Annotated in this window: 25 protein-coding genes; 9 read left to right on the plus strand and 16 right to left on the minus strand. The window is 63.8% G+C overall.

All coding sequences use genetic code 11. The features are described from left to right. Positions 1 to 37: 37 nt before the first annotated feature. Genes AX725_RS06460 through AX725_RS06470 form a run of 3 tightly spaced genes read right to left on the minus strand, consistent with a single transcriptional unit; the run spans position 38 to position 3324 of the window. Positions 38 to 772, minus strand: coding sequence for an N-formylglutamate amidohydrolase (locus AX725_RS06460; RefSeq protein WP_081096915.1), 735 nt, complete (start codon positions 770 to 772; stop codon positions 38 to 40). Further along, on the minus strand, positions 769 to 1614 hold the full coding sequence (locus AX725_RS06465; protein ID WP_060979576.1) for a 4-(cytidine 5'-diphospho)-2-C-methyl-D-erythritol kinase: 846 nt from the start codon (positions 1612 to 1614) through the stop codon (positions 769 to 771). Before AX725_RS06465 ends, AX725_RS06460 begins: the two co-directional genes overlap by 4 nt. A gap of 57 nt (positions 1615 to 1671) precedes the next feature. Then, entirely contained in the window at positions 1672 to 3324 is a 1653-nt protein-coding gene (locus AX725_RS06470; protein WP_060979588.1) for an electron transfer flavoprotein-ubiquinone oxidoreductase, read from the minus strand. Between the two features lie 114 nt (positions 3325 to 3438). On the opposite strand from AX725_RS06470, the gene AX725_RS06475 reads away from it, so the two are divergent. The 4 genes from AX725_RS06475 to AX725_RS06490 all read left to right on the plus strand — a co-directional run bounded on the left by AX725_RS06475 (position 3439) and on the right by AX725_RS06490 (position 7725). Then, complete coding sequence (locus AX725_RS06475; RefSeq protein ID WP_066114472.1) at positions 3439 to 4206, plus strand: uracil-DNA glycosylase family protein; 768 nt, start codon at positions 3439 to 3441, stop codon at positions 4204 to 4206. 4 nt (positions 4207 to 4210) lie between these two features. Further along, positions 4211 to 5965 carry a lytic transglycosylase domain-containing protein gene (locus AX725_RS06480; RefSeq protein ID WP_060979578.1) on the plus strand — a complete coding sequence of 585 codons (1755 nt, stop codon included), beginning with the start codon at positions 4211 to 4213 and terminating at the stop codon, positions 5963 to 5965. 3 nt (positions 5966 to 5968) lie between these two features. Then, a complete protein-coding gene (gene moaB / locus AX725_RS06485; protein ID WP_060979579.1) occupies positions 5969 to 6496 on the plus strand; it encodes a molybdenum cofactor biosynthesis protein B in 528 nt (175 codons plus the stop codon). A gap of 146 nt (positions 6497 to 6642) precedes the next feature. Continuing rightward, positions 6643 to 7725: a PA0069 family radical SAM protein gene (locus tag AX725_RS06490; RefSeq protein ID WP_060979580.1), complete on the plus strand. Its 1083-nt coding sequence runs from the start codon at positions 6643 to 6645 to the stop codon at positions 7723 to 7725. On the opposite strand, the gene AX725_RS06495 is transcribed toward AX725_RS06490, so the two are convergent. The 7 genes from AX725_RS06495 to AX725_RS06525 all read right to left on the minus strand — a co-directional run bounded on the left by AX725_RS06495 (position 7722) and on the right by AX725_RS06525 (position 14029). Beyond that, positions 7722 to 8501: a polyphosphate kinase 2 family protein gene (locus AX725_RS06495; RefSeq protein WP_060979581.1), complete on the minus strand. Its 780-nt coding sequence runs from the start codon at positions 8499 to 8501 to the stop codon at positions 7722 to 7724. The genes AX725_RS06490 and AX725_RS06495 overlap by 4 nt on opposite strands. Then, positions 8498 to 9463 (minus strand): tetratricopeptide repeat protein, encoded by a 966-nt coding sequence (locus AX725_RS06500; protein ID WP_155645880.1) that lies wholly within the window; start codon positions 9461 to 9463, stop codon positions 8498 to 8500. Before AX725_RS06500 ends, AX725_RS06495 begins: the two co-directional genes overlap by 4 nt. A 114-nt stretch (positions 9464 to 9577) precedes the next feature. Next, positions 9578 to 9949, minus strand: coding sequence for a type II toxin-antitoxin system VapC family toxin (locus AX725_RS06505; protein WP_196490540.1), 372 nt, complete (start codon positions 9947 to 9949; stop codon positions 9578 to 9580). 26 nt (positions 9950 to 9975) lie between these two features. Continuing rightward, entirely contained in the window at positions 9976 to 10155 is a 180-nt protein-coding gene (locus AX725_RS06510; RefSeq protein WP_060979584.1) for a hypothetical protein, read from the minus strand. A gap of 126 nt (positions 10156 to 10281) precedes the next feature. Then, positions 10282 to 12063, minus strand: coding sequence for an aspartate--tRNA ligase (gene aspS / locus AX725_RS06515; protein ID WP_060979589.1), 1782 nt, complete (start codon positions 12061 to 12063; stop codon positions 10282 to 10284). Positions 12064 to 12194: 131 nt separating this feature from the next. After that, positions 12195 to 13706, minus strand: a complete 1512-nt coding sequence (locus AX725_RS06520; RefSeq protein ID WP_060979585.1) for an FAD-binding protein — start codon at positions 13704 to 13706, stop codon at positions 12195 to 12197. Further along, the gene (locus tag AX725_RS06525) at positions 13706 to 14029 is read right to left on the minus strand and encodes a hypothetical protein (RefSeq protein WP_155646052.1); all 324 of its coding nucleotides are present in this window, start codon (positions 14027 to 14029) and stop codon (positions 13706 to 13708) included. The genes AX725_RS06520 and AX725_RS06525 overlap by 1 nt, the downstream gene beginning before the upstream one ends. A gap of 158 nt (positions 14030 to 14187) precedes the next feature. Between AX725_RS06525 and rnd the strand changes: the two genes are divergently transcribed. Genes rnd through AX725_RS20880 form a run of 4 tightly spaced genes read left to right on the plus strand, consistent with a single transcriptional unit; the run spans position 14188 to position 17028 of the window. After that, entirely contained in the window at positions 14188 to 15405 is a 1218-nt protein-coding gene (gene rnd / locus AX725_RS06530; RefSeq protein WP_060979564.1) for a ribonuclease D, read from the plus strand. After that, a complete protein-coding gene (locus tag AX725_RS06535; protein WP_066114469.1) occupies positions 15402 to 16322 on the plus strand; it encodes a hydrogen peroxide-inducible genes activator in 921 nt (306 codons plus the stop codon). Before rnd ends, AX725_RS06535 begins: the two co-directional genes overlap by 4 nt. 17 nt (positions 16323 to 16339) lie before the next feature. After that, on the plus strand, positions 16340 to 16654 hold the full coding sequence (locus tag AX725_RS06540) for a hypothetical protein (RefSeq protein ID WP_066117624.1): 315 nt from the start codon (positions 16340 to 16342) through the stop codon (positions 16652 to 16654). Continuing rightward, the gene (locus tag AX725_RS20880; protein ID WP_155645802.1) at positions 16636 to 17028 is read left to right on the plus strand and encodes a hypothetical protein; all 393 of its coding nucleotides are present in this window, start codon (positions 16636 to 16638) and stop codon (positions 17026 to 17028) included. Before AX725_RS06540 ends, AX725_RS20880 begins: the two co-directional genes overlap by 19 nt. 408 nt (positions 17029 to 17436) lie before the next feature. Here the strand turns inward: AX725_RS20880 and pgsA are convergent, their stop codons facing one another. Continuing rightward, positions 17437 to 17988 carry a CDP-diacylglycerol--glycerol-3-phosphate 3-phosphatidyltransferase gene (pgsA, locus tag AX725_RS06545; protein WP_060979561.1) on the minus strand — a complete coding sequence of 184 codons (552 nt, stop codon included), beginning with the start codon at positions 17986 to 17988 and terminating at the stop codon, positions 17437 to 17439. Between the two features lie 164 nt (positions 17989 to 18152). Here pgsA and AX725_RS06550 point away from each other — a divergent pair, with 164 nt between their 5' ends. Next, on the plus strand, positions 18153 to 19478 hold the full coding sequence (locus AX725_RS06550; protein WP_060979560.1) for an MFS transporter: 1326 nt from the start codon (positions 18153 to 18155) through the stop codon (positions 19476 to 19478). 6 nt (positions 19479 to 19484) lie between these two features. Here the strand turns inward: AX725_RS06550 and AX725_RS06555 are convergent, their stop codons facing one another. From AX725_RS06555 to AX725_RS06575, 5 genes are all read right to left on the minus strand, one after another. Next, positions 19485 to 19832 (minus strand): DUF2794 domain-containing protein, encoded by a 348-nt coding sequence (locus tag AX725_RS06555; protein ID WP_208598045.1) that lies wholly within the window; start codon positions 19830 to 19832, stop codon positions 19485 to 19487. Beyond that, the gene (gene epsC / locus AX725_RS06560; RefSeq protein WP_060979559.1) at positions 19829 to 20548 is read right to left on the minus strand and encodes a serine O-acetyltransferase EpsC; all 720 of its coding nucleotides are present in this window, start codon (positions 20546 to 20548) and stop codon (positions 19829 to 19831) included. The genes AX725_RS06555 and epsC overlap by 4 nt, the downstream gene beginning before the upstream one ends. A 69-nt stretch (positions 20549 to 20617) precedes the next feature. Beyond that, on the minus strand, positions 20618 to 22105 hold the full coding sequence (locus AX725_RS06565) for a Ppx/GppA family phosphatase (protein WP_060979558.1): 1488 nt from the start codon (positions 22103 to 22105) through the stop codon (positions 20618 to 20620). 13 nt (positions 22106 to 22118) lie between these two features. After that, entirely contained in the window at positions 22119 to 24284 is a 2166-nt protein-coding gene (locus AX725_RS06570) for an RNA degradosome polyphosphate kinase (protein WP_060979557.1), read from the minus strand. Next, entirely contained in the window at positions 24265 to 24885 is a 621-nt protein-coding gene (locus AX725_RS06575; RefSeq protein ID WP_060979556.1) for a P-loop NTPase family protein, read from the minus strand. The genes AX725_RS06570 and AX725_RS06575 overlap by 20 nt, the downstream gene beginning before the upstream one ends. Position 24886: the final 1 nt, after the last annotated feature.

A 24886-nucleotide genomic window follows, 5' to 3' on the forward strand; every position in this document is an offset into this window, starting at 1 on the left:
CCTTTCTCTGGCCGGGCTCTTTCCAAAATCGGGCGCGCTACGCAAGTCTATTGCGGCATGCGAGGACTACAGGGGCCAATATCTCCGCCATTCGGGCCGCGCCATTTGGGTCGGAAACATGGTCCTGCCGCATTTCCACGCCCAGATAGGGCCTGCCCGGTTCTTCGGCATGGCGGTTCATTGTCGCATTGAGCAGCGTGCCGGCATAGGGCAGCTGGTCGCCAACATTGAGCCCTGTCTCGGCCAGCAGCGGCAGGGCGATGCGCGCCGCGCGATCATCGCGATTGTACAAAATCCCTATATCCCAAGGCCTTGCCTCTTCAGGGCGCGTGGCGAGCTGCGGGGTGAAGCTGTGCAGCGACAGGATGAAGGGATTCGACACACTGGCGAGCATGGCCGCCACGGCGTCATGATAGGGCCGGTAATAGGCCGCGAGCCGCGTTTCGGGATCGGCATCGGCATTGCCCGGAATGGCGATGCCGTCGCTGGTCAGCGGAATGAGGCCGGGCGCATCCTCCTCGCGGTTGAAATCGATCACAAGCCGCGAGACGCGCGCCAGCACCGCGCCGCAGCCGATCGGCTCGCACAGCGCTCGGGTGACTTCGGCCACGCCGATATCGATCGCAACATGCTGCGTCATGACGTCCGGCGCGACGCCTAAGTCGATGCCTTCGGGGACATGGTTGCTCGCATGGTCGGCAATGATGACGATGTTCTCGCCCATCGATCCCGGTTTCGAGGCAATGATTTCATAGGGTTGAAAGCCGTTCATCGCAGCATTCCTGACATCAGCCACCAGGTCGGCTGATCGGCCGCCAGAGCCTGTTCGGCTGTAGTGCAAGCTTCTGGCGAATCGAACAGTGCAAAGCAGGTCGCGCCGCTGCCCGACATGCGCGACAAGGTGACGCCGGGCGTCGAGCGCAGCCGTTCGAGCACGTCTGCGATTTCGGGTACGAGCATACGCGCGGGGCCTTCGAGGTCATTGCGCCCGGCTGCAATGACGGCCTCAAGACTGGACGTATCGAGCGGGCCTCGATCGACCTGATCCCAGCCCTGGAACACCGGCGCGGTGCCGAGCGGAATGCCAGGATTGACGAGCAGGATCGGCATGCCCGAGAGGCCCTGCAGGCTGAGCGGCGCCAGTGCTTCGCCCCTGCCCTCGACGCGCAGGCTCTGGCTGATCACGCAGGCGGGGATATCGGAGCCGAACGTCTCGCCGATCGCGCAGAGTTCGCGGTCGGTCAGGGCGCATCCCCACAGGCGATTGAGCAGGCGCAGCGCGGCGGCGGCATCGGCTGAGCCTCCGCCGATCCCGGAGGCGACGGGGAGGTTCTTGGTGAGGTGCAGGTCTGCACCAAATTGTCCGTAGGGCGCGCTTTGCCGGAGTGCTGAAGCAGCGCGGAGCACCAGATTGTTATCGCCGCTATCGAGGCCATGCGCGAATGGCCCGCTTATCGTCAGCGACAGGGCACCGTCCGACCGGGGCGCGGCGCTCAACGCATCCCCGCGATCGACAAAGGCGAACAGGCTTTCAAGATCATGATAGCCATCCTCGCGCCGCCGCCGGACGTGCAGCGCGAGGTTGACCTTGGCATAGGCGGTTTCGGTGAGCACCGGGACTTGAAACCTTCAGGTTGATAGCCTCCCCCAGCCGGGAAGGTTTCCGGTCGATCACATGTTCGGATAGTTGGGGCCGCCGCCACCTTCGGGCACCACCCAGTTGATGTTCTGGCTCATTTCCTTGATGTCGCAGGTCTTGCAATGGACGCAGTTCTGCGCGTTGATCTGGAAGCGCGGATTGCCCTCTTCCTGTCCGACCACCTCGTACACGCCCGCCGGGCAGTACCGCTGCGCCGGTTCGTCATACAATGGCAGGTTGACCTGGACCGGGATGCTCGGATCCTTGAGCTGCAGGTGGACCGGCTGGTCTTCTTCGTGATTGGTGTTCGACAGGAACACCGAGGAAAGCCGGTCGAACGTGATGACGCCATCGGGCTTGGGATAGTCGATCTTCGGGTAGAGATCGGCGCGGCCCATATGCTTGTAGTCGGGATCGTGCTTCATCGTGATCGGCAGGCCGATGCCCAGCTGGCGCATCCACATGTCGATGCCACCCAGCACCGTGCCGATGGTGCCGCCGAACTTGTCGACGCAAGGCTCGACATTCTGGACCTTCTTCAGTTCCTCGGCAATCCAGCTGGCGTTGAGATTTTCCTGATAGTCCGACAGCTCGTCCGACGTCCGGTCGGCCTGGATCGCGCGGAATGCGGCTTCGGCAGCGAGCATGCCCGATTTCATCGCAGTGTGGCTGCCCTTGATGCGCGGCACGTTGACGAAGCCCGCGCTGCACCCGATCAGCGCGCCGCCCGGGAAAGCCAGCTTGGGCACCGACTGCCAGCCGCCCTCGTTGATCGCGCGCGCGCCGTAGGACACGCGCTTGCCGCCTTCGAGGATCTTGCGGATTTCCGGGTGCGTCTTCCAGCGCTGGAATTCCTGGAACGGCGAGAGATGCGGGTTCTGGTACGACAGCGCGACCACGAAGCCCAAGGCCACCTGACCATTGGCCTGATGATAGAGGAAGCCACCGCCCCAGGCATCGTCGAGCGGCCAGCCCTGCGTATGGATCACCCGGCCCGGCACGTGCTTCTTAGGATCGATATCCCACAATTCCTTGAGGCCGATGCCATAGACCTGCGGCTCGCAATTAGCCTCCAGATCGAACTGGCGCTTGAGGATCTTGGTCAGATGGCCGCGCGCGCCTTCGGCAAAAAAGGTGTAGCGCGCATGCAGTTCCAGGCCTGGCGTATAGTCGGGCTTGTGCTCGCCATCCTTGCCGATGCCCATGTCGCCGGTGGCGACGCCCTTGATCGATCCATCCTCGTTATAGAGGATTTCGGCCGCAGCGAAGCCCGGAAAAATCTGGACTTCCAGCTCTTCGGCCTTTTCCGCCAGCCAGCGGCACAGATTGCCGAGGCTGCCAGTATAGGTGCCCTTGTTGTGCATGAACGAAGGCGTCGCGATATGCGGAATCGCCATTTTCTTTGACTTGGTCAGCACCCAGTGATGGTTCTCGGTCACCGGGGTGGCGGCCATCGGGCAATCCTGCTCGCGCCAGTCGGGGATCAACTCGTCCAGAGCCCGCGGATCGAACACTGCGCCGGACAGGATATGCGCACCGACTTCCGAGCCCTTCTCGATGACGCACACCTCGATCTCGGCGTTATTCTCCGCTGCCAATTGTTTGAGCCGGATCGCCGCAGCAAGGCCAGCAGGGCCTGCGCCGACAATCACGACGTCAAATGGCATGGATTCGCGTTCACTCATCATGTGTTCCCCGTTGCTCAGGATGGGGCCTGTGCCATAAGGCGATGGCATGCCCTCTCCCGTTCACTCCAATAGCGCCGCAGCGCCCAAGTCAACCCGCTTTGGGGCATCAACGTGCTGACACCGGTTAACGATCCCCTGCGCGAGGCACAAAGCCTGATCGACTGGTGGCAGCTGGCCGGCGTGGACTGTGACTTTGCCGATACGCCCAATGACTGGTTGGCCGATGATGTGCCGCCAGTGCGTACAGCGGCGGCACCGCGCCCCGCGCTTCAACAAAGGCCGGCGGCTGCCTCTCCTGCCCCCGACGCACCCGTTGCCAAGGCGCCCGCAGAACTCGTTCTGCCCGAGACGCTCGATGCCTTTGTTGCGGCATGGCGCAGCGGGTCGCTCGCGGCCGACGGCGGCGACGGCCGCCATATTGCGCCCGCGGGAAGACAGGGAGCACGGCTGATGGTCCTGACCGGCGCGCCCGAGCGTGACGATCAGGACACGGTGCTGTCGGGTCGGTCGGGCCGGCTGCTCGACATGATCGCGCGCGCGTGCGGCTTTGCGCCGGAGGATGTCTACCGCGCCTCGCTGTTCCCGCGGGTCGTTTTCGATAACCAGGCGGCGCTGCCGCATCTTGGCACCTGGACTCGCATAGCCCGGCATCATATCGGGCTGGCAGCCCCGGAAATGCTGGTGGTTGCAGGTGAAGACACCGCCAGGGCGCTGCTTAGCCACGACCCATCGCAAAAGCCAACCGATTTCCATTTTCTTAACCATGGTGACCGAACTGTCAAAACGGTGGTCACGCGCAAGCTCAGCCTGATGTTTCATCGCATCGTGCAAGAGAAAAGCATGGCGTGGCAGCAATGGCAGAAGCTGCTCGTGGAGTAAGACCTTGCTGAAGAAAGCGCTGATCATCGCCGGGGGTGCGGCCCTGATCTCCTGCCAGCCAGCCATGGCCGAAGAATCATCCTATAGCTATTTTTCCAGTCGCGTCGCCAAGACGCAGGTGCCCGATCTGCTCTCCTCATCCGAGCGCGACTATTATTCGCAGGTGTTCGGCGCGATCCGGGGACAGAACTGGGCCAAGGCAAGCGAACTGCTCGACAGCCGCGAAAAGGGCGTGCTGCACGATATCGCGCGGGCCGAGCTGTTCCTTGCCGCCAATTCGCCGCGTGTCGAAATGGGGCCGCTGCTCAGCTTGCTCAACGCCGCGCCAGACCTTCCGCATGCCGAGCGTCTTGCCTCGCTTGCCACCAAGCGCGGTGCGACGATCCTGCCCGACCGCCCCCAGATGGTGCGCATGGCGAATTTCGGCGGGCTGACCCGGCGGGGCAAGCCGCGCAGCGTCGCAGACGGCACGGTGCCCCCTACGCTGGCCGCGACGATCCAGGAACGCATCGTTGCCGATGATCCCGCCGGTGCCGCAGCAGCGCTGGCCGATCAGGTCGATTTCCTCAGCCCCCAGGCCCGCACCGAGCTGCAGCAGCGCGTGGCCTGGTCCTATTATCTCGAAAATCGCGATCAGGAAGCGCTCGACATGGCGCGCGCCGCGACGCTGGGTTCGGGCGAGTGGCTCGGCGAGGCGCACTGGACCGCAGGACTCGCGGCCTGGCGCCTGGGCAATTGCGCCGCTGCGCTGCAGGGCTTCGAAGGCGCTGCGGCCAATGCCTGGAACGAGGAGCAGCGCGCCGCCGGCTATTACTGGGCCTCGCGCGCCGCGACGCGCTGCCGCCGCCCCGATCTGGTCCAGCCCAATCTGCGTGCGGCCAGCCAATATGGCGAGACGCTCTATGGCGTGCTCGCGGCCGAGCAACTGGGCCTTGCCGACAGCTCGGTGCGTGCGCCCGACTTCAGCTCCAACGATTGGAAGCTGCTCAAGGACCGACCCAATGTCCGCCGTGCCATCGCGCTGACGCAGATCGGCGAATCGACCCTTGCCGACCAGGTCTTGCGCCACGAAGCCCAGATTGCCGGCGATAGCGCGCACGATTGCCTGCTGCGCCTCGCGCGCGATCTGTCCATGCCGCAGACACAGATGTGGCTCGCGCAGAACGGACCGCAGGGCAGCCGCCCGGACAGCTTCGCACGCTTCCCCTCGCCGCGCTGGGTACCGGTGGAAGGCTGGCGCGTCGATCCGGCGCTGGTCTATGCGCACACCCTGCAGGAATCGAACTTCCGCAGCGATGCGCGCAGCCCCGCCGATGCGCGCGGGCTGATGCAGGTCCGCCCCGGCACCGCACAGGACATGGCGCGCGCCCGCGGCCAGTCGCTCGATGCCAGCGCGCTCTATCAGCCGGCGGTGAATCTCGAATATGGCCAGCGCTATCTCGAATTCCTCAACACCCGGCCCGAGACCCAGGGGCTGCTGCCCAAGATCATCGCCGCTTATAATGCCGGGCCGCTGCCGGTCAGCCGCTGGAACGAGAAGGTGCGGGACAATGGCGATCCGCTGCTGTTCATCGAATCGATCCCCTATTGGGAAACGCGCGCCTATGTTGGCATCATCCTGCGCAACTATTGGATGTACGAAAAGCAGGCGGGCGTGAATTCCAAGAGCGCGACGGGCCTTGCGCAGGGCATGTGGCCGCGCTTTCCGCATGCCGGCGGAATCGAGCTTGTCCGGCTGGATACCGTGCAGCACAACTGAGCGATGGCCATCGACGAATCGCGGGCGTTCAAGCCCATCAACATCGCGCTGCTGACCATCTCGGACACGCGCACCGCTGCCGACGACACATCGGGCGATATCCTGGCCGGGCTGATCACCGGCAAGGGCCACAAGCTGATCACGCGCGCGATCGAGAAGGACGATGTCGAGCGGCTGGTCGTCCGGCTCAACAACTGGATCGACGATCCCGAGATTGATGCGATCATCTCCACTGGCGGCACGGGGCTGACCGGACGCGACATCACGCCCGAGGCGCTCGACCGGGTGAAGGACAAGGACATTCCGGGCTTCGGCGAGCTGTTCCGCTGGCTCAGCTATCAGACCATCGGCACCAGCACCGTGCAATCGCGCGCCTGCGCGGTGCTCGCGCGCGGCACCTATATCTTCGCGCTGCCCGGATCGAATGGTGCGGTCAAGGATGGGTGGAACGGCATCCTGAGCGAACAGCTCGACAGCCGCAACCGGCCCTGCAATTTCATCGAGCTGATGCCAAGGCTGCGCGAGAAATAGTCCAGCACTCTGCCACCATCCATCGTCACCCCCGCGCGGGCGGGGGTCCCGCTTACAGCCTCCGCCAACGAATAAGCGTGATTTCCGCTTTCGCGGGAATGACCAAAGCGGTGGCATTTGTTCCTGAAATGTTCTAATCTGGACGCATGTCCGTCCACCCGCCCCCAATCAAAGGCCGAGGCGCGCCGCTGAACCGCGAGTCGGCGCGCTTCAACCTGCCGGTGCGCGAGGTCGATGGCGACTGGCTCGACCAGCGCGCCGCGATCGACGACAGCCCTGCCCCGCTGCGCACCACGGTGACGATCGAACACCCGCGCTCGATCATCTCGCGCAACACGTCCCCCGATCTTCCGTTCGACCAGTCGATCAACGCCTATCGCGGCTGCGAGCATGGCTGCATCTATTGCTATGCCCGGCCCACCCATGCCTGGCTCGATCTGTCACCGGGGCTCGATTTCGAAAGCCGATTGTTTGCCAAGCCCGATGCGGCCAAGCTGCTGCGCACGACGCTGCGCAAGCCGGGCTATGTGCCCAAGGTGATCGCGCTGGGCACCAATACCGACCCGTATCAACCGCTCGAGGCGGACTATCGCATTACCCGGTCGATCCTCGAGGTCTGTCTGGAAGCGCGCCATCCGGTATCGATCACCACCAAGTCGGACCGGGTGCTCGCCGATATCGACCTGCTGGCGGAAATGACGCGGCACGACTTGGTCGCCATCGCGCTCTCGGTCACCACGCTCGACAGCGCGACGGCACGCACGCTCGAACCGCGCGCGGCCGCCCCGCGCAAGCGGCTCGCCGCGATCCGAGCGCTGAGCGAAGCGGGCGTGCCGACGCACATCAACGTGTCGCCTGTCATCCCTGCAATCACCGATCACGAAATCGAGGCGCTGGTCGCTGCCGGGGGCGAGTCAGGCGCGCTGTCGGCGTCCTACATCCCCGTGCGCCTGCCGCACGAGGTCGCGCCGCTGTTCCGCGCCTGGCTCGACGCACATTTTCCCGATCGCGCCGCCAAGGTCATGGCGATCATCCAGCAGATGCGCGACGGGCGCGACAATGATCCCGATTTCGGCTCGCGCATGCGTGGGTCCGGCCCCTGGGCCGACCTGATTCGCACCCGCTTCCGCCTCGCGGTCAAACGCGCGGGGCTCAACCAGTACAAATGGGTACTGGATGCATCGCACTTCCGCGCCCCGGCAGACGGCACGCAGGGCGAGCTGTTCTAGCCCTTGTAGCCGAACGCCTCTTTCGCCAGCGCCACGAGCTCGGGATCGGCATCGGGCAAGGACTTAGGGACGCTGGCCTCGAGCCGCTCGGCGATATGCGTCAGCACCGCGATGCGCGCAGCCTTCTTGTTGTTGCCGTCGAACACCTTCCACGGTGCCCAGCGCGTGTCGGTCTGGCGGAACATGTCGTGCATCGCGTCGAGATAGTCGGCCCGCTTGGCGCGATTGCGGAAATCGTCGTGCGTCACCTTCCAGCGCTTCTCGGGGACGGACAGCCGGTCGGCGAGGCGCTTGTCCTGCGTTGCCTGCGTCACATGCAGGAAAATCTTGATGATCGCGGTGCCGCCATCGACCTGTTGCGCCTCGAACTCGTTGATCTCGTCATAGCCGCGCTTCCATTCGCGCTCGCTGGCGAACTGCTCGACCCGTTCGACCAGCACGCGCCCGTACCAGGAGCGATCGAAGACCGAGATTTCGCGGCTGCCGGGCAATTTCTGCCAGAAGCGCCAGAGGAAATGCCGGTCCTTCTCGTACGGGGTCGGCGCGCTGATCGGCCAGACCTGGAAATAGCGCGGGTCCCATTCGGCGGTCATCCGCTTGATGATTCCGCCCTTGCCCGCCGCATCCCAGCCTTCCATGACGATGATCGCGCGGTGACCATGGACGATGTGCCGGGCATGCGCGTGCGACAGCCTTTCCTGCAGCCCCTTCAACGCCGCGTCATAATCGCCATCAAAGCCGGAGCCTTTCTCATAGTCGGACAGCTTGATCGTCATGAACCCGTTCCCCCCAGTCGCGCCTCGCGGGCATTGTAATCGCCTTCCGCCACCTGACGCGCCGCAATCCGGTCGAACGCCGCGCGGATCGCCGGTTCGCGTGGCAGCAGCGTCTGCGCCTGGCGGTAGCGCGTCATGGCCTCATCGAGTTCGCCGCGCTGCTCGGCGCACAGTGCGAGGTTGAACACGACCGAACTCTGACCCGGCACCTCGGTATCGAGCGCCTGCCAGATCGAACATGCCTGACCAGGGTCCCGGAAGGTTGCCTTGAGCGCATCCTTGAACCGGTTCGACTGGTCCTTGTCGAGGCCCTTGCGGCCTTCCAGCACGCGGATGGCATCGCTGCGGAATACCGGGGCGATATCGCTCCTCACTTCGTCCGCGACCTGTTCAACCAGCATCGAGACCGTATCGGGCAGGCTGCGATTGGCCTGGCGGTCGGGGCAGATCACCACCTGGTCGCTCTTGAATATCTGGCGCTGATAGACGATCGCGCCATCGTCGATCCGCGCCATGCGCAGCGAGGAGTTGAGCGAGACGATCCGACGATTGCAGCGGATCTTTACCTGCTCCTCGCGGATGCACTTGTCGTTACCGTCGCGCTCGACGCATTCCTTGCGGCTTTCCTCGACCGGCTGGTTCTGCATCTGCGCGGTGGCTATGCCGGACAGCACAGCATCGGCCGGAGCACTCGACCGTTCGGCGACCACCCGGAAATAAGGCTGGCCGTAGACGATCACCTCGTTCAGCGCGCCTTCGATCGCGAACGACAGTTCCCCGCCATCGCGCCCGCCAAAGCGTTCGACGACCAATGAACCCACCTGCGCCGCGTCACGATCGCGCGCGGGGTAGAGCGCGTCTATGGTCAGCGTCTCGGCCTGGGCGATGCCCGCGCCAGCCATCGCTGACAGAATGACCGCAAGACGAGCCACGGTGCCCGGCAATGCAAACCCTGATTTCATGCAAACGCCCCAAAATGCTGCGCTGCCGATGCAGCGCGATTCCATTGAAATGTAACACAATCCTTGCCCGAGTCATTCTGCAATGCTGTGCGCAAGGTCACCGGTCACACCAGCTCAGGCAGCCAGGCAAGGCACGCCATAAGCGCTAAACTGCGCGTCGTCGGTGATGATCGTGCAGCGCTCCGCCAGCGCTTGGGCGATGATCAGATGATCGAACGGATCGCGATGGATCAGCGGCATCGCCTCCAGCACGCGGAGATGCTCAGGTTCGAAATCAAGCACGGCGATACCCTGCCCATCCAGCGCGACCATGACGTCAGCCCCGCTCTCCTGCATCTTGCCGATGCAGTGCTTGACCGAAATCTCCCAGGGCGAGGCCAGGCTTACCATCAACTCGTGATCGGGGTCGGCGATCAGCGCGCGCGCTTTCTGGCTCAGCCGGGGATTGTCCTGCAACCACCACAGCAGGACATGGGTGTCGAGCATCAGCCGCATCGCTCAGGCCCGAATGATCAGCCGATGGGCCAGGGCTTGTCGCTGTCCTTGCCCTCCATGGCGTCGATCAGCCATTGTGGAGTCTCGTTGAAATCTTCCGCCATATGAATCTTGCCCCGCAACGCGCCCGGCTGCCGGGGCTTTTTCAGCGGTACGAAATCATCGGCAGAAGGAACGGCGGCATAGGGCATCGGCATTTCGCGCACTCCGACTGAGGGCGCGGATGCGGGCGAGCCGGTGCGTCTCGTCGTCGAGCGCGATGGTCACGTTCTTCATGACCACCACAGGATCACAGTTTCACAGTTTTTGCAATCAGCCCTGTGTCAGCTCTTCTGGGGCTCGACCACCCGGATGTTGAGCTCACGCAACTGCTTGAGGTTCACCGGCGAGGGTGCCCCCATCATCAGGTCTTCGGCCTTCTGGTTCATCGGGAACAGCACGACCTCGCGGATATTGGGTTCGTCGGCGAGCAGCATCACCATGCGGTCGACGCCCGGAGCCGATCCGCCGTGCGGCGGCGCGCCGTACTTGAACGCGTTGAGCATGCCGGAGAAGTTCTTCTCGACATCTTCCTTGGTGTAGCCGGCAATCTCGAATGCCTTGTACATGATGTCCGGACGATGGTTGCGGATCGCGCCGGAGGACAGTTCGACGCCGTTGCACACGATGTCATACTGCCAGGCGAGGATATCGAGCGGGTCCATCGTCTCCAGCGCCTCCATCTCGCCCTGCGGCATCGAGAAGGGGTTGTGGCTGAAATCGATCTTCTTGGCATCCTCGTCATATTCGAACATCGGGAAATCGACGATCCAGCAGAACTTGTAGACGCCCTGCTCGATCAGTCCGAGCTGCTCGCCAACCCGCGTGCGCGCCGCGCCTGCCAGCTTGGCGGCCTGCAGTTCCTTGCCCGCGGCAAAGAACACGCCATCATTGGGGCCAAGGCCGAGCTCGGCGATCAGCTTGGCCGTGCCTTCCTCGCCATGGTTCTTGGCGATCGGGCCGCCGGGCACGCCATCCTTGATGTTGATATAGCCAAGGCCCGCATGACCTTCGCTGCGCGCCCAATCGTTCATGTCGTCGAAGAACTTGCGGCTCATCGCGCCCGCGCCGGGAGCGGGAATCGCGCGCACCTTGCCGCCGCTGCCGACGATCTTGTCGAACAGGCCGAAGCCCGATCCGACGAAATGCTCGGTCACATCGCTGATCACCAGCGGGTTGCGCAGGTCGGGCTTGTCCGACCCATATTTCAGCATGGATTCGCGATAGGGAATGCGCGGGAAGGTGCCGGCAGGCGTCACATGCTTGCCGCCAGAGAATTCCTCGAACACGCCAGCAAGCACCGGCTCGAGCGCTGCGAACACATCGTCCTGCGTCACGAAGCTCATTTCGAGGTCGAGCTGGTAGAATTCGCCGGGGCTGCGGTCGGCGCGCGCATCTTCGTCGCGGAAGCACGGCGCGATCTGGAAATAGCGGTCGAACCCTGCGACCATCAGCAGCTGCTTGAACATCTGCGGGGCCTGGGGCAGCGCGTAGAACTTGCCCGGGTGCACGCGGCTGGGCACCAGATAGTCGCGCGCGCCTTCGGGCGAGGAAGCGGTCAGGATCGGCGTCTGGAACTCGGTAAAGCCCTGTTCGACCATGCGACGACGAAGCGATGCGATGACCTGCGAGCGCAGCATGATGTTGCGGTGCAGGCGTTCGCGGCGCAGATCGAGGAAGCGGTAGCGCAGTCGGATATCCTCGGGATATTCCTGCTCGCCCGCGACCGGCATCGGCAGCTCTTCGGCAGCGGACTGGATCACGACCTCGGCGGCGCGCACCTCGATCTCGCCGGTCGGCAGATTGGCATTCACCGTCTCGGGCGATCGTGCGACGACGGTTCCGGTCACCGTGACGACGCTTTCGACGCGCAACCGCTCCAGCGACGCAAAGGCGGGGCTGTCGCTGTCGGTCACGATCTGGGTCAGCCCGTAATGGTCGCGCAGGTCGATGAAGAGCAGGTTGCCATGGTCGCGCTTGCGATGAATCCAGCCCGACAGGCGGACCTGCTGACCAACATCGGAAGCGCGAAGCGCGGTGCAGCTGTGAGTGCGATATGCGTGCATGAGAACCATGGATCCTGATCGAAAATGGGCGATGATGAGCCTGCCCAATAGCAAGGCCAGCCGATAGCGCGGCTAACACCGTGCCGGTGCGCTTTTGTCAAGCTTTCAGCGCGATCGAATCCCCGTCCGGGTCAGTCGATCAGCCCCAGATGCACCAATGGATCGGAACGGAACACGGCTATATCGGAAGGATCGGGCATCAGCCGGCGTTGCGCGACACGGAAGCGGCGATAGTCATCACCATAGTCACGGGCGACGCGCACCGCATCAAGATCGTTGGTTTTGCCCCAATGGCGGGTGAAACGAATAGCCAGCGCATCGAGCTTCGCCACCACCGCGCGATAGCTGCGATGGCTGACATCGCTGCGCGGACCATCGAAATCGATCACGACATTGCTGTCGAAACGCGCCGGGGCGAGCAGCCCGGCAGCGCGCTGCATGAAGCGCAGCGTCACCACCGTCCCTCCCCCGCCGCTCAGAAACGCCTCGATCAGCGGATCGAAGGCGCGTTCCAGATCGGACCGCAGCATCGTCACCGATCCGTTGAACAGATTGGCGATCGGATTGTGCGGCTCGGTGGTATGCCCCCAGGTGGCGATCGCTTCGGGATCATGAATGTCGCGCTGCACCGCATAGCCAGCGCGCATCGCAAGCTGCAGGATGTCCGCGCGGAGCAGATCGATCCCCGCCATCGCCTTGCCGATCAGGGTCAGCGCATCATAGCCCGCGCCGGTCAGCGGACGCGGAGGCGGCGGGATAGCGGGGTCGAAATCGCGCAGATAGAGCATGCGCAGCAGCGCGTCCTTTTCGAACGGGGCGAAGGGGTTGAGGATTACCTGGAGGAAGTGCGGCTCCTCGTTCAGCCCGAACGCGCGGGAGAAGCCGCGAAAGTCGCCCTCGGCCAGGCGTGAGATATCCTCCCGCTCGATGCGCGCGCGCTTCTGGATGTTGCGCACCATGTATATGGGTACGCATTCGATCACCATCGCGGTGATGAAGCCCATCGCGCCGACGGCGACCTGACAGGCCGCAAAAACGTCGTCATCGCGAAAGATCGTGCTCCCGGTCGCCGCGACGAAATCCGGCGACATCACGGGCCGGTGCGGCTCGACCCAGAATATCCCAGAGGGCGTCACCACCTGGACCGCACGGATGTGATCCTGAATTCCGCCTGCATCCAGGACGCTGCCGTGCGTGCCGGTCGCGCAGGCTCCTGCCCAGGTCTGGCCATTGCTCGCCCCTCCGGTGCGCAAACTCAGGCCCAGCTCCTCGGCGCAATCATTGACCTCGTCGACGGTCGCCCCCGCCTGGACCAGCATCAGCCGTGTCGGATCGGTCCCGCGAACGACATCCCGCGCCGTGAGGCCGAAGCAGCGGTTGATCCGACGCGTCTCGACCAGCCAGCCCCCCTGCACGATCGTGATCGGCGATGGCGACCAGCCAGCGCCAAGCGGGCGCAGTTGCGCCCCGCACCGGCTGGCGTCCTGCAGCAAGGCCAGCACATCCGATGCCACCTCGCGAAGGACATCGCGCCCGCCCTCGCGCTCGCTGTTCAGCAGTTCGACAAGGTCGCCGAGCTCTGCCGATTCCGTTCCGTGATAATTGACCCAGTGACGCGGGCCATGGCGCAAAGGACGGGGCATCAGGTTCCACCGACCGGGCTGTTGCCCGAATGCAGACGGTAATCGATATTCACCCGGCGCACGAAGCCCAGCGTTATCAGCGACAGCAGAATCTGCCCCAGGCTCATCGAAAAGCGCATGTCGTTGATCCCGTGCCCGACCGGATCGGAGATACAGGCGCTTCGCCCGGCCCGCGTTGCAAAGCCCCAGGCCAGTATTGTCAGCACCTCGCGATCACCCCCTACGGGCCGGGAGTTTTCCAGCACGAGAAATGCGTCACCACCCTGCGCCAGCAACTGGCCGATTAAGGCCAATGCCAGAACAACGATGATCAGCTGATACACCCACATGCTTGCCCCCGGCATTCACGAATACGGACGTTTACATAGACGGGGATGCCGTGATTCTCAAAGATACCAATTTGTTATTCTCATCCAATACGGATTGATTGCGGACTTGCGCGATTGTTTGCGGCGGCAGGCACAGGCTGTATAGGTTGCCCATGAAAATCCATCCGCTGATTACCGACACCGATTCCCTCGCGCAGCTGTGCGATCGCCTTGCGCGATCCGATTTCGTCGCGGTCGACACCGAATTCATGCGCGAGAACACCTATTGGCCCGAACTGTGCCTGGTGCAGATCGGCAATCTGGAAGAGGCAGCGGCGATCGATCCGAAGGCGCCTGGGCTCGACCTCGGCCCCCTTCTCGACCTGCTCACCGAAAACCACGATGTGCTGAAGGTCTTCCATGCAGGACCGCAGGATATCGAGATCATCTTCAACCTCACCGGGAAGACCCCGTCCCCGCTGTTCGACACACAGGTCGCGGCGATGGCGCTCGGTCAGGCCGAACAGATAGGCTATGCAAACCTGGTCGAAAGCTGGCTGGGGCTGACCGTCGACAAGGGCGCGCGCTTTACCGACTGGTCTCGCCGTCCGCTCGAGGCGCGGCAGATCGACTATGCGATCGGCGATGTCACGCATCTGGCGAAGATCTTCCCCAAGATGCTCGACAAGCTGCGCCGCACCGGGCGCGGGGCATGGCTCGATATCGAGATGGAAAAGCTCGGCGACCCGCGCCAGTACAAGCCCGATCCCGACACCCTCTGGCAGCGCATCCGCCCGCCGAGCCGCAGCGCGCAGGTCCTGGGCCGGATGCGCGCGCTCGCCTGGTGGCGCGAGACCGAGGCGCAGGACAAGAACCTGCCGCGCGGCCGCATCATGAAGGACGAGACGCTTGCCGATATCGCCGCGCATCCGCCCTCGACCCAGGCCGAGCTCGGCAAGGTGCGCGGGCTATCCGGTGCCTGGCGCGAGAACGATATCGGCGCGAGAATGATGGACGCGCTGTTCGCCGCGCGCCCGCTGACCGCTGCCGAAATGCCGCCCAAGAGCCCGCGCGGGCCTGCACTGGGAAAGGAAGGCGCGCTCGTCGCTGACCTGCTCAAGCTGCTGCTCAAGATCCGCTCGCGCGAGATTGATGTCGCAGCGCGCTTGCTGGCGCGCAGTGACGATCTGGAAGCACTGGCTGCGGGCGTGCGCAAGGGCCTGCCTATCCTCGAAGGCTGGCGGTTCGAGCAGTTCGGGCGCGATGCGCTGGCTCTGGTCGAAGGGCGCATGGCCTTTGCGATCGCCGATGGCCGGATCAAGATGACCCGCACCGAACTGGTGGCCGAACCCGAAGATCTGGTCGCCGCCGCACTGGCGGAGCAGCCATGACCTCGTACCTGCCCACGCTCAAGCAGCTGCAATATCTGGTGGCGCTCGAAGAGCATGGGCATTTCGGCAAGGCGGCAGACGCCTGTTTCGTGGCGCAATCGACGCTATCGGCGGGTCTCCGCGAGCTGGAGACGCTGCTGGGCGTGGTTCTGGTCGAGCGCACCCGGCGCGTCGTTCGTTTCACGCCGCTCGGCAACAAGGTCGTCGCCAAGGCGCACCGCATCCTGCGCGAGGCCGAGGAACTCGCCGATCTCGTCCGCTCCTCGGGCAAGCCGCTCTCGGGCGACCTCAGGATGAGCGTCATTCCGACCATTGCGCCCTTCCTGCTGCCCCGGCTGCTGCCGGGCCTGCGCCGCGAACAGCCCGAATTGAAGCTGTTCCTGCGCGAGGAAGTCAGCGGCGCAGCGGTCGAATCGCTGCACCATGGCCAGGTCGATTGCGTGCTGCTCGCGCTCCCCTTTCCGGCGGGCGATGTCGAGCACGAACTGCTGTTCAGCGACCCGCTTTACGTCGCCTTTCCCAAGGACGACCCGCGCGATCCGCCCGAAAAGGTCGCGCCCGAACTGATCGACGAATCGCGGCTGCTGCTGCTCGAGGACGGTCACTGCCTCAAGGACCACGCGCTTGCCGCGTGCAACCGGCCCGAATTGCGCGCCAGCGCGATGATGTTCGGCACCTCGCTGCATACGCTGGTACAGATGGTGGACAACCGTCTCGGCCTTACCCTGCTGCCGCAGATTGCGATCGATGCCGGGATCCTGAACAACACCGATGTCGTCGCGCGGCCCCTCCTCGCCGAACATGCCGCGCGCGACATCGCGATCATCTGGCGCCGCAACAGCCCCAGGGCCGAAGAATTCCGCATGCTCGCCGACATCCTGCGCCGTGGCCATGCCGAAGGGAAATGCGCGGGCTGAGTCAGAGAGGCAGAGTAATGGGCGTTTGGCGAACGATCGGCGGCACTTTGCTGGCTGCTGCTGCGGCGCTGGCATTGTCAGGCTGCGCTGAGATGTTCCCCTACCGCTATCGCTTTGAGCTCACGGTAGAAGTCGACACGCCTCAGGGGCTGCGTAAGGGGTCGAGCGTTTACGAAGTCTGGGCGAACAACAAGACTGCGCTTCTTCCCGAGGAAGCAAGCCGCGGCTGGGGCGTCAGGGGTGAAGCCGTCGCCGTGGACCTCCCGAACGGCCGGACACTGTTCGCGCTTCTCAAGACGAACGCCGAGGCGACATGGCTGGCCTGTCGATGACGGCGCTCGACCCAGCCTTTCAAAACGATATCGTCGAAAGCGCCGCGCGTATTGCGTCCGGAAAAGGCGTGAAGCGGCAAGCGGAGGTCGCACCGGAGGACTATCCGATGCTGGTGACCTTCCGCGACCTGGCCGATCCGGCGGCGGTCGAGGCAGTGAACCCCGCTGATTTCGCTTCGGTATTTGGGCCGGGTTACGCTCTACGCCGCATTACGGTGCAGGTGACCGAAGAAAATTTTGCCCCGAGTTTACAAGAGAGGCTTCGATGGCTGGGACGCTACCCAGAGCCAAGCCTTAATCCAAATCATGATCCTAGAGATTTTAGCTTATCTGCCAGATTGCATCACGGTGACTTTCGTCGAGATGAGAATTGATGGATCGTAATCTGCTCTTAGCCATACTCTCCGTGGATGCATGTAGTCGCAGTTATGGGCAGGGCGTTATATTGCACCTTGGGGATTTGACGACGGGTCAGGATGAAGCTGGGCGTCAAATCGGGAATGCGACAATCTTAAACGTCGACTTACCGACGGGTTCAGTATCAGCCAACCTCTACGCTATCGCGTAGGACATGACGGGCGTGGCAGGCTTCTCCGCTGGCCAGACGGTGATCGCCTATTGCGGCACCGATGCCAATCTGGCCGATCGCTGTGGAACCGGTAAAGACGGCTGCAACGGGGCTTCTTCCTTATAGGGTTGGATTGCAGAAGCGGATGCTACCCGCCGCTTGGGTCGGGACTCTGCTTCATTAAATGATTCGCGCAGCAACCAACCTGCCGCATTCAATCCATGTGCTTCAGGCCGACGCGCAGATAGTCCCAACCGGTGACCAGCGTCAGCAGGGCCGCGGTCCATAGCGCGGCGAGGCCCAGATGCTGCATCCACAGCTCATCGGGAAAGCCGCCGGAAAAGATCAGCGTGCCGAGCGCGAGCAGCTGCAGCGTCGTCTTCCATTTGGCGAGCTGCGATACCGGCACCGACACCTGCAGCCCGGCGAGAAATTCGCGCAGTCCCGATACGGTGATCTCGCGCAGCAGGATGATCAGCGCCGCAATGACGTGCAGGCCGTGGATATTGCCGTTGGCGCAGAGAATCAGGATGACCGCCGCCACCATGATCTTGTCGGCAATCGGATCCAGGAAGATGCCGAGCCGCGACACAGCACCCTGCGCGCGGGCGAGATAGCCGTCGAAATAATCGGTAATGCCCATCAGGCAGTAGACGACGAATCCCAGCAGATAGCCGGTCGCCCATTCGGGCCACCACAGCAAGGCGGCCAGCAGCGGCACGGTGACGATCCGCGAGAGCGTCAGGATATTGGGCACGGTAAGCATAAGCTGCACGCCTCATAACCGGATTATCCGACAATGGAAATGGCTTGACCGTCTGCCCCATGAACCCGATACGGCGGCCAGGGCTTTTCGTATCGCCGCTCGCCCGCACAGGGCAGGCCGGATGGCGGAAGGTCTTGCGGGCAAACCACCGAGGAACACTCAGCATGGCTTCAGCTGGCGCGCTTTTGAACAAGAGGCGCTTTCTCCCCCTGTTCGTGACCCAGCTGCTCGGCGCGTTCAACGACAATCTCTACAAGAACGCGATGGTGCTGTTCGTCGTCTACAGCGTCTATAATGACGAGACGGCGGAAACCTGGTTCAGCGCGATCGCGACCGCGATCTTCATCCTGCCGTTCTTCCTGCTCTCCGCGCTGGCAGGCCAGCTCGCCGATACCCGCGACAAGGCGGTGATCATCCGCATCGTCAAGTTCTGCGAGATCATCATCATGCTGGTCGGCGGGACCGGACTGTACATGGCCTGGGCGGGTCTGGCGGTGCACACCATCGCTATCCCGCTGATGATGCTCGCGCTGTTCGCGATGGGCATCCACTCGACCTTTTTCGGCCCAATCAAATACGCCATCCTGCCGCAGCACCTGAACGATGAGGAAGTGCTAGGCGGCACCGGTCTGGTCGAGGCGGGAACCTATATCGCCATCCTGCTCGGCACCATCCTGGCGGGCTGGATTCCGGTCGAGGTCGCGGGCGTCGCCGTCGTTCTTACGGCGATCATCGGCTATTTCACCGGGCGGCAAGTGCCCCCTGCCCCGCCGATGACCGAGGCGACCAGGCTCGATTTCAACTTCATCCGCGCGTCCATCGCGCTGATCAAGGCAACAACGCGGGTACGCCGCGTGTTCCTGGCGATCGTTGCCATCAGCTTTTTCTGGACGATCGGTGCAGTGCTGTTCATCCAGTTCCCGCCGCTCGCCAAGAACGTGCTGACCGCGAGCAAGGAGGTCGCGAGCCTGTTTCTCGTGGTGTTCTCGGTCGGCGTCGCGATCGGATCGGTGGCGATCAACGCGCTGCTCAAGGGCACCGTCTCGGCCCGATACTCGCCGGTATCGGTGATCGTGATGGGGCTGTTCGTCGTCGCCTTCTTCTTCGTCTGCCGCCAATGGGTGCCCGATGAACCCGGATCATTGTTCAGCGTCGGCGAATTCGTAACGCACCCGATGGCGATTCCGCTGCTGGCCTCGCTACTTGGTATCGCAGTTGCCGGTGGCATGTTCGTCGTGCCGCTCTATGCGTTTCTCACCACCACGGTGCACAAGAGCGAGGCGGCGCGCACGATTGCGGCCAACAATATCGTCAATTCGGGCGCGATGGTAATCGGCTCGCTGATCGCGATCGGCCTCAGCGTCGCGGGGGTCGATGTGATCTATCAGCTGCTGCTCAGCGCCGCGATGTGCGTCATCGCCGCCTGGCTAGGCCAATTGCTCCACAAGGCGAGCCTGGAACCGCACGGCGAGCACGAATTTGACGTCTGATAGAGGCTAATCGACGACGCGAACCAGCTTGCGCTCGAGCGGCGCCAGCACGCCCGACAGTTCGTGCCCGCGTTTCAGCACCGCGCCGCCCTCGCCCACCAGCGCCCATTGGCCCTGCTTGCGGCGCAGCGCAGGACGCTTTTCGATGTGATATTCGGGCCGCTCGGTCGCCCGGCGGAAGGCAGAGAACACCGCGGCATCGCGGCCCAGGTCCATCGCATAATCGCGCCACAAGCCGGCGGCGACCATACGGCCATACAGGTCGAGAATGCGGCCAAGCTCCTCCCGGTCGAAACCGACCTGGCCCGGGGCTCCCGGCACCGGAAAGAGCGAAACGTTGCCGCCGATGCTCAAGCAGCGGTCCCGCTGTCGCGGTCAGGCTCGGCAGGCCGCGCGGCGCGACGAGCCTCGTCGCGCTCGTCGATCAGCTGCGCGATCCTCTCCTGCATCTGGCGAATCTCGCACTGGAGCAGTTCGAGCTTCTGCGTATTGGGATCGAAGGTCTGGCTGCACGGCGTGCCATATTGCACGAACCCGCGCTGTTTTTCGGCAGCGTCGACCGGCGTCGGCCGCGCTGGAATGCCGACCATCACCGATCCCGGAGCGACATCCTTGGTCACCACCGCATTGGCGCCGATGCGGGCGCCCTTGCCGACGGTCACAGGGCCCAGGATTGCCGCGCCCAGGCTGACGATGACATCGTCCTCAATCGTCGGATGGCGCTTGCCGCCTACGCCATCGGTGGGGTTGCGCCCGCCCAGCGTCGCGCCCTGATAGATCGTGACATTGTCGCCGATGACGGCGGTCTCACCGATGACGACGAAACCATGATCGACAAAGAAGAACTTGCCGATCTGCGCGCCCGGATGGATGTCGATCGCCGTCAGAAAGCGCGAGATATGGTTGACCAGCCGGGCGAGGAAATACAGCTCTCCGGTAAACAGCCAGTGCGCCACGCGGTGCAGACCTAGCGCAAGCACACCCGGATAAAGCAGGATTTCCCAGCGGGAGCGCGGAGCAGGGTCGCGCACGCGGATCGAGTCCAGATATTCGCTCAGTGCGCCGAACATGCGCCATCCCTTTGCAGCTGCGTTTGCCGCTAGATAAACCCTGGCCTGGCGTTTTACCAGTAGGGCCGCTCAGATTGCGACGGCGCGTAGCCCGAGAAACTGCGCCAGACGCCGATGGCGGCGCTCGACCACCTCGCCCATCAGGGCCTTGTCGCGCGGTTCCAGCACCAGTTCGAGCGCGTCGCCATTGCGCTGCAACCGCGATCGACGCAAGACATCGTGCGTGCCCGCCGCGAGCCTTTGCGCCAGGCGCATCGCCAGTCCCCAACCGATCGCCCGGCTGAGCATGACATCCGATGCGACATGGCGTTCGAGCGGGAACGGACGCGGCCCACCGCCGAAATTGGTATAGAGCGCCTGGCCGATCATCGACCGCCCGATGACATCAATGCCGACCCAGTTGCCGTGCAGCGCGATTTCCAGCCCGCGTTCGGCCCGGAAATCGGGGCTCGCCTGCCAGGCGACATCGGACAGGTGGCACGCCGCCATCAGCCAGCGCTGCCATTCGGACGGGTCGTCGCCGAACACCGGCGATATCCAGTCGAACAGCGGGCGCGCATCCTCGCCGAAGCGCGATTGCAGCTGGCCGAACCGCTCGGTGGCGACGAGCAGCGGATCGCGCTGGCGTACCTCCGGGTCCATCCGGGCGTAGAGCAGGCCTTCGCGCAGGCCGAAGGACGACAGCACGAAGGCGCTGGGCTTCACCAGGTCTCGCATCATCCGGAGTAGCGCTATCGCGTCGGGCAGCGTCTCGATGCGCGACGGTGCCAGCCCGGTGGCCTGGCGCAGTGCATCCCGCTCCATGCTGCGATAACCCGCCAGCACCTTTTCGGGCCGGGCGACATCGATCCGATATTGGTGCAGCACCTTGAGCGGATAGGCCGTCAGGTGCATGTCGAGCCGCCCGAAAGCGCGCCAGGAGCCGCCGACGAGATAGAAGGGCTTGCCCGGATGCGCGGCGAGCCACGGATAGGCCGCCACCATCTTCTTGAACGTGCGCGACAGCGCCGCCGAATCGCCGCGCCGGATGGCGGCCGCGCGCAGCACGCCGAGCGGCAGGGTGGCGGTATCGAGCACCTCGCCGCCGGCGACGCGCGCAAGATCGAGGCTGCCGCCGCCCAGGTCTCCGACAATGCCGTCAGCATCCGGAATGGCCGAAATCACGCCCAGGCCCGCCGTGCGCGCCTCGTCATCGCCCGACAGGATCGTGATATCCAGACCCAGCGCCTCGACCTTGCGGGTGAATTCCTCCCCATTGCCGGCATCGCGCACCGCCGCGGTCGCCACGCACACGGTCTCGTCGACATCCATTTCTCGCGCGACGATCCGAAAGCGTTCGAGCGCCTGGATCGCGCGCGCCATCGAGGGCTCGTCGATCATGCCGGTCTCCGCCAGCGAACGCCCCAGCCCCGCCATGACCTTCTCGTTGAAGATCAGCGCCGGATTGCGCCGCGGTCCGGAGAACACCACCAGGCGTACCGAGTTCGAGCCGATATCGATGATCGCGGTACGATAGAGGTGAACCGGCTGGTTCTGCTTGCGAATGAAGAAATTCACGACGACGTCCGGCTCAATCAATCTTAGCGGCGCGTCGGTGCAGGCTGAGCTTGGGCACGTCCTCGCTATGCTTGAGCGCCTTGCCACGACCCGACAGCGATGGGTTGGTCATGAAATAGCGATGCAGATTGAACGGCTTGTCCTCGGTTCTTACGCGATGATAGCAACCATCGGCATCCAGTTCCCAGCTCTGTTCATTATCGAGCAGATTGGCAACCATGACCTGTTCGAGCACCTGATCGTGCACCGTCGGGTTCTCGATCGGCAGCATGTACTCGACGCGCCGATCGAAGTTGCGCGGCATCCAGTCGGCCGAACTGATGAAGACCTTCGCCTTGTCATTGGGCAGCGCATCGCCATTGCCGAAGGCCCAGATGCGGCTGTGCTCGAGAAACCGCCCGACGACCGACTTCACCCGGATATTGTCCGACAGACCGGGCACGCCGGGGCGCAGGCAGCAGATGCCGCGAATGACGAGCTCGATCTGAACCCCGGCGCTGCTCGCCGCATAAAGCTTCTCGATCATCGCCGGGTCCACCAGCGAGTTCATCTTGGCCCAGATCGCTCCGATCCGCCCGGCCCGCGCCTCTTCCATCTCGTGATCGATCAGCGCGATCAAATCCTGGCGCAGGTCACGCGGCGACATGGAGAGCAGTTCGAGCTGCTCGGGTTCGACATAGCCGGTGATATAGTTGAACAGCTGCGCCGCATCGCGCCCGGCACGCGGATCGGCCGTGAAGAAGCTGAGATCGGTATAGATGCGCGCTGTGATCGGGTGGTAGTTGCCGGTGCCGAAATGGCAATAGGTGCGGAATCCCTCGGGCTCGCGCCGCACGACCATCGAGATCTTGGCGTGGGTTTTCCACTCGATAAAGCCATAGACCACCTGGACGCCGGCGCGTTCGAGCGCGCTGGCCCAGAGCAGATTCTGCTCCTCGTCAAACCGGGCCTTGAGCTCGACCACGGCCGTGACCGACTTGCCCGCCTCTGCCGCCGCGATCAGCGCGTTGATCACCGCCGACTGCTTGCCAGCGCGGTAGAGCGTCTGCTTGATCGCCACGACATCGGGGTCAGCAGCGGCTTGCTTCAGGAACGCAATGACCACCTCGAAGCTTTCATAAGGGTGGTGGACAACAATGTCCTTGCTTCGGATCGCTGCAAAACAATCGCCATTATGCTCGCGAATTCGCTCGGGAAAACGCGGCGTATAGGCCGGAAACTTGAGATCGGGGCGATCCTCGTCGACCAGCGCAGCGAGATCGCCGATGCCCAGAAAGCCATCATCCGACGACTTGTTGCCGCCCTCGTGCAGCAGATTGTCGTCGAGCAACTGGGCCAGCCCCTTGTCCATCAGCCGCGATGTCTCCAGGCGGATCACCTGCCCCCGCCGCCGGCGTTTCAGCGCCGTGCGGAAATAGAGCACCAGGTCCTCGGCCTCTTCCTCGACCTCGATATCGCTGTCACGGATGATGCGGAACAGGCCCGAGCCGCGCACATCATAGCCCGGAAAAAGCTTGTCGGCGAACGCCACCACGATCTTCTCGAGCGCCAGATACAGGCCCCGCCCCCCGGCAATGCGCAGGAAACGCGGCATGGTGGCCGGAAGCATCACCAGTTCGCGCACCGTCTTGCCATCCGACCGGCGCTTGAGATCGAAGATCAGGCTCAGCCCCTTGTTGGGGATGAAGGGAAAAGGATGCGCCGGATCGAGCGCCTGCGGGGTGAGCACCGGGAAAATCTGGGTCACAAAATGCTCGCGCAGCCAGGCGCGATCGGTTTCGCCCAGATCCTCGACATTGGCTTCGACAACGCCGGTATCGGCCAGCAGCGTGCGCAATTCGCTCCACACGCGCTGCTGCTCGGCATTCAGCCGGTCGACCGCGCGTTCGATCGCGGCAAGCTGCTGCACCGGCGTGCGTCCGTCGGCCGAGCGCTCCTCGACATGCTGCGCGACCTGACCCACCAGCCCGGCTACGCGAACCATGAAGAATTCGTCGAGATTGTTACCCGAGATCGAGAGAAAGCGCAGCCGCTCGAGCAGCGGATGGCGCGGATTGCAGGCCTCTTCAAGCACGCGATCGTTGAACGCCAGCCAGCTCAGTTCACGGTTGAAATAGCGGCGTTGCGATTCGGAAGAACCTGCCGGTTTCGCTTCGATCTCAGTCGGTTGGGCTGCCATCGGTTCCTGCCAGTTTCGCCAGTGCCTCGCGCACCAGTCTTTGGCCGATCGGGCGCTGCATTGCCAGCGCCATCTCGTCGATCGTGCGCGCGAGATCGCGAATGGCGGGATAGGATCGCTCGGTGCGCAACGCAGCGTAATGCGCCAGGCCATCGGGCAAGGCGAGCCCGGCGCGTGCGAGCAGCTTCTGCAACAGCAGCTGCGCCATCTCCTCGTCGGGCGGCGGAATCTCGATGAGCAACGATGCGCCCAGGCGCGACAGCAGATCGGGCAGCTTGATGCCCCATTCCCCCGGCGGCTTGCTTGCGGCAAACAGCACCGGCAGCCCTTGCGTCTGCGCCCGGTTCCAGGCGTGGAACAAGGTCTCGTCACTCTCGCCATCGGCATTGTCGATAAAGTCACCGCCAGACCCTGCGGCAAAGGCCCTGCCGATCACGGTCTTGCCCGATCCCGGCGGGCCGACCAGCACGGCCGCGCCAAAGGGCAGACGGGTCCAGTCGAACAGCCGGTCGATCGCCGCACGGTTGGAGGCGGTGACCAGGAATTCGCTGTCACCGTCCGGTCCGGCTGCCGCAAAGGGCAGAGCGAACTGGCGCGTCATG

The organism is Blastomonas sp. CCH9-A1 (assembly GCF_001557175.1).
Classification (GTDB): Bacteria; Pseudomonadota; Alphaproteobacteria; order Sphingomonadales; family Sphingomonadaceae; genus Blastomonas; species Blastomonas delafieldii_A.

What these genes read in the sequence shown, in the direction of transcription:
- AX725_RS06460 (WP_081096915.1), bottom strand. Translation starts at nt 772, where the DNA reads ATGAACGGCTTTCAACCCTATGAAATCATTGCCTCGAAACCGGGATCG.
- AX725_RS06470 (WP_060979588.1), bottom strand. Translation starts at nt 3,324, where the DNA reads ATGAGTGAACGCGAATCCATGCCATTTGACGTCGTGATTGTCGGCGCA.
- moaB (WP_060979579.1), top strand. Translation starts at nt 5,969, where the DNA reads ATGGCCATCGACGAATCGCGGGCGTTCAAGCCCATCAACATCGCGCTG.
- AX725_RS06490 (WP_060979580.1), top strand. Translation starts at nt 6,643, where the DNA reads ATGTCCGTCCACCCGCCCCCAATCAAAGGCCGAGGCGCGCCGCTGAAC.
- AX725_RS06495 (WP_060979581.1), bottom strand. Translation starts at nt 8,501, where the DNA reads ATGACGATCAAGCTGTCCGACTATGAGAAAGGCTCCGGCTTTGATGGC.
- AX725_RS06500 (WP_155645880.1), bottom strand. Translation starts at nt 9,463, where the DNA reads ATGAAATCAGGGTTTGCATTGCCGGGCACCGTGGCTCGTCTTGCGGTC.
- AX725_RS06505 (WP_196490540.1), bottom strand. Translation starts at nt 9,949, where the DNA reads ATGCTCGACACCCATGTCCTGCTGTGGTGGTTGCAGGACAATCCCCGG.
- AX725_RS06510 (WP_060979584.1), bottom strand. Translation starts at nt 10,155, where the DNA reads ATGCCGATGCCCTATGCCGCCGTTCCTTCTGCCGATGATTTCGTACCG.
- aspS (WP_060979589.1), bottom strand. Translation starts at nt 12,063, where the DNA reads ATGCACGCATATCGCACTCACAGCTGCACCGCGCTTCGCGCTTCCGAT.
- AX725_RS06520 (WP_060979585.1), bottom strand. Translation starts at nt 13,706, where the DNA reads ATGCCCCGTCCTTTGCGCCATGGCCCGCGTCACTGGGTCAATTATCAC.
- rnd (WP_060979564.1), top strand. Translation starts at nt 14,188, where the DNA reads ATGAAAATCCATCCGCTGATTACCGACACCGATTCCCTCGCGCAGCTG.
- AX725_RS06535 (WP_066114469.1), top strand. Translation starts at nt 15,402, where the DNA reads ATGACCTCGTACCTGCCCACGCTCAAGCAGCTGCAATATCTGGTGGCG.
- AX725_RS06540 (WP_066117624.1), top strand. Translation starts at nt 16,340, where the DNA reads ATGGGCGTTTGGCGAACGATCGGCGGCACTTTGCTGGCTGCTGCTGCG.
- AX725_RS20880 (WP_155645802.1), top strand. Translation starts at nt 16,636, where the DNA reads ATGGCTGGCCTGTCGATGACGGCGCTCGACCCAGCCTTTCAAAACGAT.
- pgsA (WP_060979561.1), bottom strand. Translation starts at nt 17,988, where the DNA reads ATGCTTACCGTGCCCAATATCCTGACGCTCTCGCGGATCGTCACCGTG.
- AX725_RS06550 (WP_060979560.1), top strand. Translation starts at nt 18,153, where the DNA reads ATGGCTTCAGCTGGCGCGCTTTTGAACAAGAGGCGCTTTCTCCCCCTG.
- epsC (WP_060979559.1), bottom strand. Translation starts at nt 20,548, where the DNA reads ATGTTCGGCGCACTGAGCGAATATCTGGACTCGATCCGCGTGCGCGAC.
- AX725_RS06570 (WP_060979557.1), bottom strand. Translation starts at nt 24,284, where the DNA reads ATGGCAGCCCAACCGACTGAGATCGAAGCGAAACCGGCAGGTTCTTCC.
- AX725_RS06575 (WP_060979556.1), bottom strand. Translation starts at nt 24,885, where the DNA reads ATGACGCGCCAGTTCGCTCTGCCCTTTGCGGCAGCCGGACCGGACGGT.